The sequence below is a fragment of the Shewanella sp. 1180_01 genome, assembly GCF_052850535.1.
Genome location: NZ_VXCT01000038.1, coordinates 31,797 through 48,173 on the forward strand (window position 1 = coordinate 31,797; position 16,377 = coordinate 48,173).

Genomic DNA, 16,377 nt, shown 5'->3' on the forward strand with positions numbered 1-16,377 from the left:
ACTGTCGTAACAATTCTTTCGTGTTAACATAGCGAAATTAACAGATCACCCACTCATAATCGGTTCATGCTGAAGAATAACCCAAGCACGTATCCCCTAGCGCCGCTGCTCTCTTTAACTCAAGGGATCCATTGGTCGCATCAACGCTTATTAGCCGTTGCAAGCCAGCTCTCTATGCTGGTGATTGGCATGATCATTTTAACCAATTTAATCATTACCTTGGGTGAGCGACGTCTACAGGAAGAATGGGCGACGCAGAGATACAGTGAACTGCAGACCATAGGCACACTGATCACAGATAAAGTGTCTTTCCAGCAATTTCGCACCCAAATTTTTGCCAATGGTGAGCTGCTAAAGCAGTACTTGAGCAATCCTACCGCCAAGCAGCAACTCAAATTACAGGAAGCCTGGCTAGATCTGGTGAAGCATATTCCTGAACTGCTCGGCATTGCGCTGTACGATCCCCAAGGCAATTATAAGTTCTCTACCCCTTCTAATTTCAGTAAAGATGCCTTACCGCCGACCTTGCTTGGCGCGAGTCGTAATATGGGCGGTAAAGAGGTTTACACCTCACCACTGGAGTTTGTTCCGATTGAAGGCATGCTAGAACCCTATATGTATCAAATGGCTTGGCTCGAAAAGCCCGATCAAAGTTCTATGGGTTATCTAGTGACATACAACTCTATGGTGCAAATGCTCGAAGCCATAAAGCCGGCTTTTTCGAGCAATAAGTCGCCTATGTTAGTGCTCGACACGCAGGGATTACTCTATGCTGGCGCGAGCGATCTCGCCCCGTTAAGCAATATGCCGGAAACCTTAGGGGCAAGTTTAAGACAAAGTTACCCCGCTCTGTGGCGTGATATGTCCATGAGTAATTTTGGTCAATTCCACGGTGAAGAAGCCACCTTTGTTTACCTTAAGATCGAGCTTACCGCCCAGCCAGAAACCCGCAGAGAATACTTTTTACTCTCCTATGTGCGTAACTCCGACATAGCCGCACGTTTTTCCCAGTGGCAAAACATTGTCATAGTGGCATCGCTGATCTTAACCGTACTCGCCGCTTGGGTTGTGCTGCTCAGCCACATGTATCGCTTACAACAGCGTTCACGCCAATACAGTATCGATGTCGCCAATGGCTTATTTAACAGTGATATCGGCTTTATGATGGTCAACGAAAACGCCAGAGTGATCAGCGCCAACACCAAGGCGGCAGAAGCGACCTTAGTGCCACTCGATGAACTCACAGACCGCAGCCTACAACGCACCTTATGCCTCGATGACAGAACCTATGCCGAGCTGATGGAGCAAGTGCATAAAACGGGTCAATGGTCTGGTGAAATCAGCCTAGAAAGTATCAATGGCCCAACGCTGCGGGTGCATATCCGCCAAGCGCCAAGGGCGAGCCGAGGGTCACCGCATCTATTGATCACCCTTGAAGACATCAGTGAATTAGTCAGCAGTAAAGAACAAGCATTTCTCAGTGAGCTTTTATGCGATAGCACAGTCGCAACAGCGCTGACAGATGCCAATGGTAAATTGATTAAAATCAACCCCGTATTTGATGCGCTAATGCAACTCAATGGCGATTTAAATCAAGATTTAGCCTCGCTGCTCGCCAACGATTTAGGTAATCAATGGCAAAGAATTAGTGCTCAAATCGCCATGCAAGGTCAGTGGCAGGGGCAAATTCTGTGCTCACCTAAACAGGCGCACTCCAATTGTTTACAAGCCACCTTAAAGGGCCATGTGGCCGCCGATGGTGAGATTGATTATATCGTCTGTACCTTAGAGCAAGCCGCCGAACGCGGCCGAGGCACAGAGAAACGCAGCCTTGTGCCTCATCGCAGCACTATTCTGCTGAGCTTAGTTGATTTAGAGCGTTACTTTAACTCGCTACCACCGCCAAGCCGCCTGAGTTCAAGCTTACTGCTAATGGATATCAACCCTGAAGGTTTGCTGAGCCACATGAGTGACATCGACCAGCTGGCAAACCGCCAGCAGGAAGTCGAAGTTCAATTACTGCTTGAAATTCCTGCCAATTATCAGATTTTGCATTGGCAACTCGGGAAACTGATTGTGATGTTACCTGACACAGATGCGACCCATGCGCACAACTTTGCCCTCAATATGATGGAAAAGCTCAATGGCAATGGCTTAGGTGAAGGGATCAGTATCGGGATTGCGGGTTATCAAGAAGGCCAGACACTTGAGCAGTATCTGAATAAGGCCGAAGTCGCCCTAAAACGGGCGAAACAGAATAACGATCAAAATATCGGTCAGGCCTTTACTCGTCATCAATCGTAGATTCGGGCATGTTGACCGAATCGGGCAATTGGCTCTGGGTAATTTCAATAATCGTCGAGCGGTTCATGGTGATTTTGTAGCGAATATACTGCGGGGCTTCGCGGCCATCGCGCAACACTAAAATCAAGTTAACTTGATAGCGTCGCTCAACCGATTCGTGGCTGATTTTACCTTCAACTTCCTTATAAATCTTCGCCTTACCCCGCTCTAAGTAGCGGGCAAAGGGCACTAAGCTAAAGTTCACTTGCTCTTGAATGGTGGAGTATCCCGCTTGGAACTCACTCTGATTCACCTTAGTGGCAATTTTATAGTGCAGGATTTCCGCATCGACCTTATTTTGGCTATGCCTGTGCTTTAAAATTTCGCTGACTTTATCGGGCAGATCTTGCTGGCGCATAAACTCAAGCCATACTAACTGCTTAGCAATCACTGCCTGACTGGTGGTATCGCGCAAAATCCGGCTCCAGCGTGGCCTGCCCCGCTGAATAAAACGCCACATGGCATTACGCACGTCATCCTTAAAGATTTCCCTGAAGCCGTAAATCACCGCCAAGGTCAGCACTAAGGCAATGGTAAAGCCGCTGAAGGCGCCCTGCGCTTGAATAATCAACGCCGACACCACCAACATCACTAACGCCGTCGCCAGTCCCGTCGTGAACTTTTTAAGGCCAATCCCTAAGGGCTTTAACTCTTCTTTGAGTACCACACCTTGTTGGATTAAACGTCGTAACAACAACATCTTGTTTGAGATGCGGTTAGGATCTTGCTTAGTTTGCGCCGAGTTGTAGTTATGCTCATCCCGATAGGCGCACTCATTGCGACACAGTGTTAGCACCCGTTCTTGGATATCGTTGAAATCACTGGTTCTTGTAGCATGGGCGAGCACTTTTAGTAACTGCTGCTCGCAGAACCAAGACAGGTAGTTGTCGGCATTTTCGAAGTAGGATTTCCATTTAGGATCGCCCGGTTCGTTACGGCGAAACTTTTTCAGCAACTGGCCAACTTGTTCGCGTAATTCGTCGAGGGCAAAATAGAAATGGGTTACATCTGTGATTTGATTGAGTTCTTTAACGTCGTTTTCGACTGCAACGGCAAACTGATAGGCGAACAGATTCAAGTACAATCTGAATTCTTCAACGGTGCGGCGATTTAAACTAGCAAAGCGACCCTGTACCAAAGGTAAGTGCAAGCCTTCTGAATAGTAAGAACGACGACCGACAATCGCGCTGTAGTAGTACTCTTCTTCATTGAGCGTGTGCGAGCCTATGCCCATTTCCTTTGGTAAAAAGAAATAGAGATCGAGCTGACGATTATCGCCCTTTTCCATCTGGTGGCTGAACTTAATCGACAGGGATTCTTCTTGCTTTACACGTATCTTAGACACAACACCCTTTTCATGAGCCCTCACAGAGACTCATCGCAGTAGACATAAATCAATGAGCACTAATCTTAACTGAAATAAACTCAAATTCACTGATTAAATTCGACTATTTACGATTCGGCATCCACAAATCGTATTGCTGGGTTGGAATAACACCACGGCATAATCCTTAGTGTCATCCATATCTAACACTTCAATACTGAAATTATTCACCCCAGAATCGCGAAACGGTAAACTGCTGATGTTAGATAGATATTTCATATGTTCTGGCCAATTTTTTTGCTTTTCCATTTCCGATTCAGTTTTCGTCTCCACCGCCACCCTATAGGTCATGCTATTGGCCTCAATGCTGTCGACCTTGCCACGCATCGAAATATGGCCCGCACTGGTGCCATCAAAATTAAAGTAACGGTAGTTGATTTGCACTTTATCGGCGGCAATCAATACGTCCACAAGCAGGTAAAATTTATTGTCACTGCCAGCACTGGCACTGATACTGGGATTCGCACTCGAGTGGCGATCAAACAGTTCTGAACTGCAACTCAACATCATGGTCCGGCTCGTTGCCGACTGTTTATAAACCACCCCGCAAGCCGCAATCAAGGCCGACAAAATAACAATGTTAATGGTCCACTTGAGCCATTTAGCCACAGATATCCACCTCGCGCAGCCAGGCAGAGTCGATGAATGCTTTGGGGCGAGAAAAATCGCTGATGCTAATATTGCGGAGCACTGACTGGTCGAATTTTTCACCGCGAAACGTCATATTAAGCACCTGTTTGTCATGGGATAAAGACGCATAAACATCCGCCCAATCGCTCTTGCCACAGGCAATGAGGCCCGCGCTTAAGCGCTCGCCCATTTCGAACAGTAAGGTGTTACTCGCACTGGAGTCGGCATATAAGTTCAAGCGCACTTGCTGACCAGAGGCTAACGACAGTATCGACGTCATCAAGGCTTGGGTCGGCTTGCTGTGATCTGTATGTTTCAGATAAAACACCGAAAACGCCAACATCACCCCGAATAACACTAAGGCACTCCACAAAGGCACAGTGTGTAGTCTGAGGTAATTGACGCCTCGATATTCGCTGCCGTTTGATGGCCGCAACAAATAACCTTGGCCTTTAACGGTTTCGATCAAGCCCTCGTGCTGAGGGCCAAGAAAGGAGCGGAGCGTGGATATGGCGCGGGACACAGAGGCATCGGTTAATGGCGGACCTTGTCTATCCCCCGTTTTTAGCATGTGCTTTGAAACTAACTGACCTTGGTGTTCAAGCAATAACGTGAGCACTTGTAACTCGGCCCGAGAAAGATGCCAAGATTCATCGCGAGACAACTCAATCAGCATGCCTCGTTCTCGATCAAACCTGCAGCCTCCCAATTGCATACACATTAACTCAACTCCATAAAAACACGGAGTTAAGTCTATGCAAGCCAACCAATGATTAATGTGATCTTGCTAACCCAAGCCAGCAAATAGTTAATTTTCGTGAGACAAGCCGCAAGCCTGTCTCGATAAACGGCATGTCTCGATAAACGACAATCAAGCTAACGCAGTGTTAGAACATTGCGGCGTTTAACCACATGTGCACTAAAATACTCGCCACATAACCTAAAGCTATCACAGGCGTCCACCGCAGATGTGCCCCAAAGGTATAAATGCCGCGCGCTTGCCCCATCAGGGCAACTCCTGCCGCACTGCCAATCGAGAGCAAACTGCCGCCCACACCCGCTGTCAGGGTAACCAATAACCACTGTCCCAAAGCCATATCGGGATTCATGGTCAATACCGCAAACATCACAGGAATATTATCAATCACAGACGAGAGTAAACCCACGGCAACGTTGGCATAGGTGACATCCCAGTGCGAGTACATGGCCTCAGACACTAAGCTCAAATATCCCATAAAACCTAGGCCGCCGACACATAACACCACGCCATAAAAGAACAGCAAAGTATCCCACTCGGCACGGGAAATGCGGCTGAACACATCAAATGGCACCACACTACCAAGTTGCTGCAGGCGTAATTTGTCTTGTCTTAATTCCGCCTTTTCACGTTCGCGGGCAACGGAACGATTGAAGGTTTTACGCAGGTAAAATCCAAAGAATTGCAGGAAGCCTAACCCCGTCATCATGCCCAGTACTGGCGGCATACCTAAGAAGGAATGGGCACACACAGCCGTAGCAATAGTGAGTAAAAACAGCCCTACAATGCGTTTAGCTCCGGGCTTAGTGTACACATGCTCTTTTTCAGGCTCAGGCACAAAATGTGGGATGAACACACTCATAATAGCGGCGGGTAAGGCAAAGTTAACGAGGGCGGGAATAAACAGATTAAAGAAATCGCCAAAGTGCACTAGGCCCTTTTGCCATACCATTAAGGTCGTGATGTCACCAAAGGGGCTAAACGCGCCACCCGCGTTGGCGGCAACGACAATGTTGATACAGGCAAGGGTAATAAACTTGCGTTGCCCTGCCCCAACCTTCATCACCACAGCGCACATCAGTAAAGCAGTGGTTAAGTTATCGGCTACTGGCGAGATGAAAAACGCCATAAAGCCCGTTAACCAAAACACGGTTCGCAGGCTAAAACCACGACCCACCAGCCAGCCGCGGATCGCATCGAACAGATTACGTTCTTCCATGGCATTGATATACGTCATCGCCACCAGCAAGAAGAGCAGTAGCTCGGCGTATTCGAGCAAGTTTTGCTTGAATGCCGCTTCCGACACTTCGGACATGCCGTTTTGCATATAGACAAAACCTATCATGCCCCAGATGATCCCTGCCGCAACGAGCACAGGTTTCGACTTGCGTAAATGTAATGTCTCCTCAGCCATCACCAATACGTAAGCCAGCACAAACACACAGACGGCGACATAACCCACGCTCGCGGCGGTTAAATTAAGCCGATCTGCCCCTTCTGTCATAGCCCATGCTGCAGGTGAGAATCCGCTCAATATTGCAACGCAGAATAGACTCCACAACGCCATTCCACTGCCTTTAAACAACCGCTGTAATTTCATTAAAGTTCATCTCTACGTAGGAAATTAGTCGAAAATTACCATAGCTTCGGCATAGCAAATGTTGATAAAACGCAACTTTCTATGCATTACCCTATAACCAAAGGCATTTAAAACATTAATTTTTGTATAACTACAGATGTTACTAATAAAGAAAAGCTTAATGTATATTCAACTTAGTCCAAAAACAGCCAATAAAAAAGCACCTCGAAGGTGCTTTTTTGTTTTAAATCAGTGTCACAGCATTAGAAAGCATATAACAAGGTCATATTGGTTTCGGTATCTGTGCTTTTCTTATCATCAAGCGGCTCGCTGTTGTAACGCACAATAATGGCAAACTTCATCGCCAATGCACCGATAATATTTGCCGTTAATGAGGTTTCAGAACGGGCATCTAACTTGTCACCGTAATCGGCAACGAAACGCTGTTGGAATTTAGAGGTCTCAGTGATTTCAGTTTCAAAGTTGATCACACCGTGGGCAACAACGCTGTCGTTGGTGTCATAACCTTCGATAAGCGCTTGCTCAGTATCGAGACGTTGATAGATATAACCGGGACCAACTTCAACATCTAAAAAGGTCTTGCTGGTGTCATACAGTCTATGACCATAACCCGCTGCGCCAGATAGGGTGTAGTCATAACCGGTAAACGGGTCGACTTCATAACTGGCATTCGCAAATAGGTAGCTACGGTCTGTCATCTTGTAGTTACCCTGTGCGCCTGCTAAATAGCGTTTCGCGGTGACAGAACCGGTATCTTCTTTGTATAAACCTTCTAGTAAGTACTGATTTTCCCAATCGCCAAGCTCATGCTTAAGATTTAAACGTCCCTTAAATGATGAGGTTTCAGTGTTACCTGTGGTTAAGGTGGCACCTAACTCAGCTTCACCAGCGAATGTCTTGTCGCCTTTTACAAAATCGGCCCCTGCTGTCGCCATAAAAGGTGCAGTCATTAATAGTGCTGCGGTCAGTACTTTTTTCATGTTTAATCGTTCCTGTTCCGTTAAATCCAATCCCTATAAATATCTGTTCGTCCAAGCGAAGCTGAATAAGCACATATTAATATGGGTTAGTTTTTTCCCCTGAAAATCCGCGCAATATTAACATTTGCGCTTAAAAAATGAAAACGACCGCTATTTCATCCATAAAAAAACCCGCATCAGCGGGTTTTTGTCTTAACGATAACGCTTACATGTTGATCTTAGGATCTAAGGCACCAGACTGGTACGCTTTGTACATTGCTTGTAAAGACAATGGTTTAATCTTAGATGCTTGACCAGCACAACCGAAAGCTTCGTAGCGAACAGTACAGATGTCTGCCATGGCTTCCATTGACGCTTTCAAGAATTTACGTGGGTCAAATTCACTTGGGTGTTCCGCTAAGAACTTACGTACCGCACCTGTTGATGCTAAACGTAAGTCAGTATCGATATTCACCTTACGCACACCGTGCTTGATACCTTCAACGATTTCTTCTAATGGCACGCCGTAGGTTTCTGGGATCTGACCACCGTATTGGTTGATGATCTGTAACCATTCTTGTGGCACTGAAGATGAACCGTGCATCACTAAGTGAGTATTAGGAATACGCGCATGGATTTCTTTGATGCGGTCGATACGCAGTACATCGCCCGTAGGTTTACGGCTGAACTTGTAAGCACCGTGGCTAGTACCGATAGCGATGGCTAATGCATCAACATGAGTATCGGCAACGAAACGCGCCGCTTCATCAGGAGTAGTCAACATTTGATCCATGCTTAATGTACCCACTGCACCAATACCGTCTTCTTCGCCTGCTTGGCCAGTTTCTAAACTGCCTAAACAGCCGATTTCGCCTTCAACTGACACACCACACGCATGGGCAAATGCCACTGTGCGACGGGTGACATCGACGTTGTAGTCATAAGATGCAGGGGTTTTGCCATCAGCCATCAAAGAGCCATCCATCATCACTGATGACATGCCTAATTGGATAGAACGCTGACAGATATCAGGATCGGTACCGTGGTCTTGGTGAATACACACAGGAATATCTGGGTACTGCTCAAGGGCCGCTGCCATCAGATATTTTAAGAACTGTGGGCGAGCATATTTACGCGCACCAGCAGAAGCTTGCACAATAACAGGGCTGTCTGTTGCTTCAGCGGCCTGCATGATGGCACGCATCTGCTCTAAGTTGTTAACGTTGAACGCAGGCACACCGTATCCATGTTCTGCCGCGTGGTCGAGTAGTTGTCGTAGGGAAATTAACGCCATTTTTTAACTCCAATAATAGGGTGACTGTCACATTCTGCAACGCTTGGTCACCGAGGTCACTATCGTTTGGATGGATTTTTATACCCGAATTCAGATAGATACCTTAAACAAGCACCTAAAATAAGTACCTGAAAAAATATCTAAAATAAACACGGGCGGTTTTTTTATAATTCTTTTATTTATTATCAAGCTTTGATGATATCAGAGCTTATCGCGGCGTCTTATGCGCCGCGTATTTTAAAACTTAATAATTAAGCGCCGCGCTTTTCTAACATAGCCACAGCCGGTAATTCTTTACCTTCGAGGAACTCGAGGAAAGCGCCGCCGCCAGTCGAAATGTAAGACACTTTATCGGCAATACCGTACTTATCAACCGCAGCCAAAGTGTCACCACCGCCTGCGATAGAGAAGGCTTTTGAATCGGCAATCGCTTGGGCGATACGTTTAGTACCTTCACCAAATTGGTCGAATTCGAACACGCCCACAGGGCCGTTCCACACGATAGTGCCTGCAGATTCGATGATTTTAGCCAGTGCTTCAGCGCTATCTGGGCCAATATCAAAAATCATTTCGCCATCAGCGACTTCACTAACTGATTTTAAGGTTGCCGCAGCCGTTGGGCTAAACTCGCCTGCCACGACTACATCTGTCGGCACAGGAATATCGGCGCCACGGCTCTTAGCATTGGCCACTAAACGTTTAGCTTCGTCGATCAAATCCGCTTCATACAGTGATTTACCGACATTGTAACCCGCCGCCGCGATGAAAGTATTGGCAATACCGCCGCCAACCACTAGCTGATCAACGATACCTGAAAGGCTTTCTAGCACGGTCAGCTTAGTTGATACTTTAGAGCCACCAACAATCGCCACCATAGGACGCGCTGGATTATCTAATGCCTTGCCTAAGGCATCTAATTCTTGCGCCAGTAATGGACCGGCACAGGCTATGGGGGCAAACATGCCAACGCCGTGGGTCGATGCTTGGGCGCGATGTGCAGTACCAAAAGCGTCCATAACATAGACATCACACAGCGCGGCCATTTTTTGCGACAGCGCTTCGTTGTTCTTGCCTTCGCCTACGTTGAAACGCACGTTTTCGAATACCACAACTTCACCGACGGCAACGTCGACGCCGTCTAAATAATCCGTCGCTAAACGCACAGGACACGACAAGGCTTTAGCCAAGTAGTCGACCACAGGTTGCATAGAATATTCGGGATTGTATTCACCTTCGGTCGGGCGACCTAAGTGCGACATCACCATCACAGCGGCGCCTTTAGCAAGGGCCAACTCGATAGTTGGTAGAGAGGCGCGCAGACGTGCATCACTGGTGACGACGCCGTTGCTAACAGGCACATTGAGATCTTCACGAATAAGCACGCGCTTACCTTGTAGATCCAAATCTGACATATTGATAATTGCCATAGTAACGCTTCCTTTTATAATCAAAAAACAAACTGGTTTCACACATGGCCGGTATCAGTTTACTGCCGCTAGGCGCTCGACATCCCGTCGAATTGGCATATAACTGAGTGACCCACCGGTGAATAATCTACTTTTTATCAGCCTCGCTTGGCTGCGATCATCGCCAAACTCGTATCTAACATACGATTGGCAAAACCCCACTCGTTATCGCACCACAACAACAGCTTCACCAACTGACCGGCGCTGACACGGGTCTGGGTACCGTCAACAATACTGGAGCGCGGATCATGGTTGAAATCACATGAAACCAAGGGCTCATCAGTATAACCCAAAATGCCGTTAAATCGCCCATTGGCGGCCGATTCCAGCACCTGGTTCACAGTGGCAATATCGACGGTTTTCTCAAGCGTCACAGACAAATCGATCGCCGTCACGTTGATGGTGGGCACGCGCACCGAAATCGCTTCAAACTTATCTTTCATGTGCGGCAAAATCCGCTCAATACCACGTGCAAGCTTAGTGTCTACAGGGATAATCGATTGGCCAGCGGCGCGGGTACGACGTAAGTCATCATGATAAGCATCAATCACTTGCTGATCGTTCATCGCCGAATGGATAGTGGTAATGGCACCGCTTTTAACGCCGAAATGGCGATCGAGTACGTCGATCACAGGCACGATACAGTTAGTTGTACAAGAAGCGTTGGAAACCACTATGTGTTCAGCGCGGAGTAAATCGTGATTCACACCATAGACAATCGTGCCATCGACATCGGCTGAGGATGGATGGCTTATCAGCACTTGCTTAGCGCCAGCATGAATATGGGCTTCGCAGCTTTGACGATCGAGTAATACACCTGTGGCCTCATAGACAATGTCTATGTCCATTTCATGCCAAGGGAGTTTTGTGGGATCGGGCTCGTGGAGAATTTTTATCGCATCGTCGCCAATCAGCATGTGATCATCGACGAGTTTCACTTTGTGAGCAAACCGACCGTGGGTGGTGTCGTACTGGGTCAGATGAATAATGGCTTCAGGTTTAGCTAATTCATTAATCGCGACAATCTGCATTTGCTGCCGTTTTCCAGACTCGTACAAAGCACGAAGAATAGAGCGGCCGATACGGCCATAACCATTGATAGCGACTCGGATCATTGAGGTCTCAATTTCCTCTAAATACAAAAACGGCCTGCAAAAGATTGCAGGCCGCATTATACAGATTAACACTTAAAAAGTTTAACCTTTTGTATTGAATCTAATCCCTTGAGCGATTAGCCCAATGATTTTGCAGCATTCAGCACATTTTCAACGGTGAAACCGAAGTGATTCAATAGCACGTTACCCGGCGCTGACTCACCAAAAGTGGTCATGCCAACAACAGTGCCTTCAAAACCAACGTACTTGTACCAGAAATCGGTATGCGCCGCTTCGATAGCCACACGTTTAGTCACTGCGCGTGGTAATACCGATTCTTTATACGCTGCATCTTGCTTATCGAACTCAGTTGTCGATGGCATAGAAACTACGCGAACTTGTTTACCTTGCTCAGTCAGTGCAGCGGCGGCATCCATTGCCAATTGTACTTCGCTACCGGTTGCGATCAGGATCAGCTCTGGTGTACCCGCACAGTCTTGCAGTACATAAGCACCTTTAGCCACGTTGGCTAATTGCTCAGCGGTACGCGCTTGGGCTTTGAGGTTTTGACGGCTGAAAATCAGTGACGTTGGCGCATTGCGACGTTCAATCGCAGCTTTCCAAGAAACTGCCGTTTCTGCCGCATCACATGGACGCCATACAGCCATATTTGGCGTCATACGTAGGTTAGCTAATTGCTCAACTGGTTGATGCGTTGGGCCATCTTCACCTTGACCGATAGAGTCATGGGTATAAACGAAGATGTTTTGAATGCCCATCAGCGCCGACATACGAACTGCGTTACGGGCGTATTCCATGAACATCATGAAAGTTGCCCCGTAGTTGATGAAACCACCATGCAGCGAAGCACCGTTCATAATGCCGCTCATGCCGAATTCACGCACACCGTAGTAAATGTAGTTACCGGCAGGATCGTCTTGAATACCTTTAGAACCAGACCACAAAGTCAAGTTAGAACCCGCTAAGTCAGCAGAGCCGCCTAACAGTTCAGGTAACATAGCACCGAAAGCACCGATGGCATTTTGTGAGGCTTTACGGCTCGCAATACCTTCGGCTTTGTCCTGTGATGCTTGCACGAATGCCTGCGCTTTCTCTTCGAAATCAGCAGGTAATTCACCTTTAAGTACGCGGCGCTCATATTCAGCAGCCAGTTCTGGGTGAGCTGCGCTATAAGCCGCAAACTTCTCGTTCCATGCCGCTTCACGGGCAGCACCGGCTTCTTTGGCATCCCAACCGGCATAAACGTCAGCAGGGATTTCAAATGGTGCATGTGGCCAGCCAAGGAATTCACGGGCTGCTGCGATTTCCGCATCGCCTAATGGCGCGCCGTGGCAATCGTGGCTGCCAGATTTGTTGGGTGAACCAAAACCGATAATGGTTTTGCAGCAAATCATGGTTGGTTTATCGGTAACCGCTTTCGCCGCTTCGATAGCAGCACGGATTGCCGCGCTATCGTGACCGTCAACACCGGCAATCACATGCCAGCCGTAAGCTTCAAAACGCTTTGGCGTATCATCGGTGAACCAGCCTTCAACATGGCCATCGATAGAAATACCGTTGTCATCCCAAAATGCGACCAGTTTGCCTAGACCTAAAGTACCGGCTAATGAACAGGCTTCGTGGGAAATACCTTCCATCAAACAGCCGTCGCCGACGAAGCAGTAAGTGTAGTGATCAACGATATCGTGACCATCACGGTTAAACTGTGCCGCTAAGGTTTTTTCAGCAATCGCCATACCGACTGCATTGCTGATGCCCGCGCCGAGTGGACCCGTTGTGGTTTCAACACCTGGGGTGTAACCGTATTCTGGGTGACCCGGGGTTTTTGAATGCAATTGACGGAACTGTTTCAGCTCTTCGATTGGTAATTCATAACCTGTCAGGTGAAGTAAAGAGTAGATCAGCATTGAACCGTGACCATTAGAAAGGACGAAACGGTCTCTATCTACCCATTTAGGATTGGTCGGGTTGTGCTTAAGGAAATCATTCCACAGCACTTCAGCAATATCTGCCATACCCATTGGGGCGCCGGGATGGCCTGAATTTGCTTTTTGAACTGCATCCATACTTAACGCACGGATTGCGTTTGCGAGTACTTTACGGGAAGACATGCTCTCTCCTGCTTGTTTGTGGGGTCTAGCGGGCAATTTGGACGCATATTTTCCCCTACATGCCAGTGTGACGCAAACTAAAATTATCATTCACTCAGCAAAAGATGGCCGAATCGTAAACTCGTAGAAACAAGCTAGTCACTTTACTGGCGCTTACTTGAGTGGGCCTCGCAAGGATCACTTGTAATAGTGAAATAAATTTCTCAAAAAAAGAGTAAACCTAATGGCATGAAATATAAGTAAAATAACCATTTTAAGACTGAGCATAGTCGTTTTCAGGTCACAATCTGAGAGGATTTTTTCTCACTGGGGGTGATCGGCAATCGGATTTAAACTAAAATAGCCGTCTAGATGTAGATGCTTCTACACGTTTGAATGCTAACGACGAGATTTTCCTACTATGGCAAAGCACTTGTTTACTTCTGAGTCGGTCTCAGAAGGTCATCCCGATAAGATTGCAGATCAGATTTCTGATGCTGTGCTAGATGCAATTCTGGCTCAAGATCCAAAAGCACGCGTGGCGTGTGAAACTTATGTCAAAACTGGCATGGTATTAGTCGGTGGCGAAGTCACGACTTCTGCTTGGGTTGATATCGAAGAAATCACCCGTAAAACGGTGCGTGAAATTGGTTATACCCACTCAGATATGGGTTTTGATGCAGACTCGTGTGCGGTATTAAACGCCATTGGTAAGCAATCACCTGATATCAATCAAGGTGTAGACCGTGCTGACCCTGCTGAGCAAGGTGCAGGCGACCAAGGGTTAATGTTTGGCTATGCCAACAACGAAACCGACGTCCTCATGCCAGCGCCTATCACTTATGCCCACGCATTAGTGAAGCGTCAGTCTGAAGTGCGTAAAAACGGCACCCTGCCTTGGTTACGCCCAGATGCGAAAAGCCAAGTCACGTTTGCCTATGATGATGGCAAAATTGTCGGTATCGATGCCGTCGTATTGTCGACTCAGCACAGAGATGACGTTTCACAAGCCGACTTAATTGAAGGCGTGATGGAAACCATCATCAAGCCAGTATTACCGGCTCAATGGCTAAACAAAGACACTAAGTTCTTTATCAACCCAACTGGCCGTTTTGTTATCGGTGGCCCAGTAGGCGATTGCGGCTTAACCGGTCGTAAGATCATCGTTGACACCTACGGCGGCATGGCCCGTCATGGTGGTGGCGCATTCTCTGGTAAAGATCCATCAAAAGTTGACCGTAGCGCGGCATACGCTGCCCGTTATGTGGCAAAAAACATAGTGGCAGCAGGTCTTGCTGAACGCTGTGAAATCCAAGTGTCTTACGCTATTGGTGTGGCAGAACCGACTTCTATCAGCATCGAAACCTTCGGTACGGGTAAAGTGTCTGAAGATTTGCTGATCAAGTTAGTACGTCAACACTTCGAACTGCGTCCATACGGTTTAACGGCCATGCTAGATTTAGCACGTCCGATTTATCAAGCGACAGCCGCTTATGGTCACTTTGGTCGTAACGAATTCCCTTGGGAAGCAACAGACAAAGCTGAAGCACTGCGCGCTGACGCGGGTCTATAATCGGTTTAGATTAAAACCCGTTAAGATTGCAGAGCATAAAAACCGCTACCCAGCGGTTTTTTTATGCCTGCAATTTGGTTCCCCAAAGCAAGATAATGGTATCTTCAGTTGTGCAGCATTTATTGTCATTGTTTCCCCTGTGACTCGCCACCTCATTTGTTTAACAAAAAGCGTCCCTGAGGGCTCAACTAAAACATCCTGTTTTAGAAGGTCACAGGTGCAACAATGCCAATCCTCACCAACCCTCTAGCTGTTCGTTCAGCTAAAAAGCTATTACCCCAAAGCAAGATAACTTTATCGTCAGTTATGCAGCATGAATTGTCATTATTTCCCCAGTGACTCGCCGTAAATATATCCCTATAGGCTCGACGACGGCATCCATGCCGCCAACGGTCACTGTTGCAACAATGCCAATCCTTACTAACCCTATCGCTGTTCGTTCAACTAAAAAAGCTATTGCCCCTTTATTCGTTAGCTAGAGAAACTGATGCACTGGATAACACCCAATAGTGCCATATATTTTCTAATGTCTTGGGCAGTCTGATCTGACTTTAAAGTACTAGATCATATTCAGATATAATTTCACGCTGGTAATCCGTAAAGAAAGTGAACAAAATCGAGGTTTTTATGCTCTATAAACGGCTACTTTTTAGATAAATCATTGAATTTATTATGACTGGTAAAAGGTTGCAAAAACCTCTACATCAACCTGTTTAGTTTAGTGCGCAACTTATTCAACTATTTTGAAAGTAATGTTAACTTTATCGCTTTATTTCAATTAATTAGCGTGGCATAGTCGCTGTAAGTCAAATTTTAGGCAGCAGTTTATTGAGCTGCTATTCAATAAGTTTTTATGTGGTTCCGATGAAATTAAACCTCTACAAATATTTAGCCTATGATGATGGTGCCAAGGCATTAATAAATAATGGAACATTAAAATACAGTCACTTTAGCGAGTTCAATGACCCTTTTGACTGTACGGTTTCTTATGATGTGGAAGATTCTCTTGAATACTATAAGTCTAGAAAAGACTTAATTAAAGCTGTAGGCGATAAACTGAATTACAGTCCCGCGGAAAGAATACAAAAGAAACCGCAGTTGTTAAAAAATGTCGAGAAATCAATTATTAATGGTGACTTTCACCGAGGCCTTTTAGACCCTATAGG

At 46.8% G+C, this 16,377-nt stretch carries 11 protein-coding genes and 1 pseudogene; 3 read left to right on the plus strand and 9 right to left on the minus strand.

Features of this window, described 5'->3' with window-relative positions; translation table 11 throughout:
* The first annotated feature begins 66 nt into the window (after window positions 1–66).
* A complete protein-coding gene (locus FW758_RS17290) occupies window positions 67–2,304 on the plus strand; it encodes a PAS domain-containing protein (protein WP_446446037.1) in 2,238 nt (745 codons plus the stop codon).
* Here FW758_RS17290 and FW758_RS17295 read toward each other — a convergent pair.
* The 9 genes from FW758_RS17295 to tkt all read right to left on the minus strand — a co-directional run bounded on the left by FW758_RS17295 (window position 2,285) and on the right by tkt (window position 13,659).
* Window positions 2,285–3,688: a hypothetical protein gene (locus tag FW758_RS17295; protein ID WP_012090100.1), complete on the minus strand. Its 1,404-nt coding sequence runs from the start codon at window positions 3,686–3,688 to the stop codon at window positions 2,285–2,287. The two genes, FW758_RS17290 and FW758_RS17295, sit on opposite strands and share 20 nt — an antisense overlap.
* A gap of 93 nt (window positions 3,689–3,781) precedes the next feature.
* Entirely contained in the window at window positions 3,782–4,336 is a 555-nt protein-coding gene (locus FW758_RS17300; protein ID WP_446446038.1) for a hypothetical protein, read from the minus strand.
* Window positions 4,329–5,078 carry a winged helix-turn-helix domain-containing protein gene (locus FW758_RS17305; protein ID WP_446446039.1) on the minus strand — a complete coding sequence of 250 codons (750 nt, stop codon included), beginning with the start codon at window positions 5,076–5,078 and terminating at the stop codon, window positions 4,329–4,331. The genes FW758_RS17300 and FW758_RS17305 overlap by 8 nt, the downstream gene beginning before the upstream one ends.
* A 166-nt stretch (window positions 5,079–5,244) precedes the next feature.
* Entirely contained in the window at window positions 5,245–6,714 is a 1,470-nt protein-coding gene (gene nhaD / locus FW758_RS17310) for a sodium:proton antiporter NhaD (RefSeq protein WP_006080339.1), read from the minus strand.
* A gap of 242 nt (window positions 6,715–6,956) precedes the next feature.
* A complete protein-coding gene (locus tag FW758_RS17315; protein ID WP_012090103.1) occupies window positions 6,957–7,694 on the minus strand; it encodes a DUF481 domain-containing protein in 738 nt (245 codons plus the stop codon).
* Window positions 7,695–7,899: 205 nt separating this feature from the next.
* Window positions 7,900–8,967, minus strand: a complete 1,068-nt coding sequence (fba, locus tag FW758_RS17320) for a class II fructose-bisphosphate aldolase (RefSeq protein WP_006084020.1) — start codon at window positions 8,965–8,967, stop codon at window positions 7,900–7,902.
* A gap of 251 nt (window positions 8,968–9,218) precedes the next feature.
* A complete protein-coding gene (locus tag FW758_RS17325; protein WP_006080336.1) occupies window positions 9,219–10,394 on the minus strand; it encodes a phosphoglycerate kinase in 1,176 nt (391 codons plus the stop codon).
* 137 nt (window positions 10,395–10,531) lie between these two features.
* Window positions 10,532–11,548 carry an erythrose-4-phosphate dehydrogenase gene (epd, locus tag FW758_RS17330; protein WP_446446040.1) on the minus strand — a complete coding sequence of 339 codons (1,017 nt, stop codon included), beginning with the start codon at window positions 11,546–11,548 and terminating at the stop codon, window positions 10,532–10,534.
* Window positions 11,549–11,664: 116 nt separating this feature from the next.
* Window positions 11,665–13,659: a transketolase gene (tkt, locus tag FW758_RS17335; protein ID WP_446446041.1), complete on the minus strand. Its 1,995-nt coding sequence runs from the start codon at window positions 13,657–13,659 to the stop codon at window positions 11,665–11,667.
* Window positions 13,660–14,059: 400 nt separating this feature from the next.
* Between tkt and metK the strand changes: the two genes are divergently transcribed.
* A complete protein-coding gene (gene metK / locus FW758_RS17340; RefSeq protein WP_446446042.1) occupies window positions 14,060–15,211 on the plus strand; it encodes a methionine adenosyltransferase in 1,152 nt (383 codons plus the stop codon).
* 864 nt (window positions 15,212–16,075) lie between these two features.
* A pseudogene (locus FW758_RS17345) lies at window positions 16,076–16,377 on the plus strand (DUF2971 domain-containing protein); the annotation flags it as partial.

Excerpts from the sequence above, each read along its gene's own strand:
- FW758_RS17290 (WP_446446037.1), top strand. The coding sequence starts at position 67 with ATGCTGAAGAATAACCCAAGCACGTATCCCCTAGCGCCGCTGCTCTCT.
- FW758_RS17305 (WP_446446039.1), bottom strand. The coding sequence starts at position 5,078 with ATGTGTATGCAATTGGGAGGCTGCAGGTTTGATCGAGAACGAGGCATG.
- nhaD (WP_006080339.1), bottom strand. The coding sequence starts at position 6,714 with ATGAAATTACAGCGGTTGTTTAAAGGCAGTGGAATGGCGTTGTGGAGT.
- FW758_RS17315 (WP_012090103.1), bottom strand. The coding sequence starts at position 7,694 with ATGAAAAAAGTACTGACCGCAGCACTATTAATGACTGCACCTTTTATG.
- fba (WP_006084020.1), bottom strand. The coding sequence starts at position 8,967 with ATGGCGTTAATTTCCCTACGACAACTACTCGACCACGCGGCAGAACAT.
- FW758_RS17325 (WP_006080336.1), bottom strand. The coding sequence starts at position 10,394 with ATGGCAATTATCAATATGTCAGATTTGGATCTACAAGGTAAGCGCGTG.
- epd (WP_446446040.1), bottom strand. The coding sequence starts at position 11,548 with ATGATCCGAGTCGCTATCAATGGTTATGGCCGTATCGGCCGCTCTATT.
- tkt (WP_446446041.1), bottom strand. The coding sequence starts at position 13,659 with ATGTCTTCCCGTAAAGTACTCGCAAACGCAATCCGTGCGTTAAGTATG.
- metK (WP_446446042.1), top strand. The coding sequence starts at position 14,060 with ATGGCAAAGCACTTGTTTACTTCTGAGTCGGTCTCAGAAGGTCATCCC.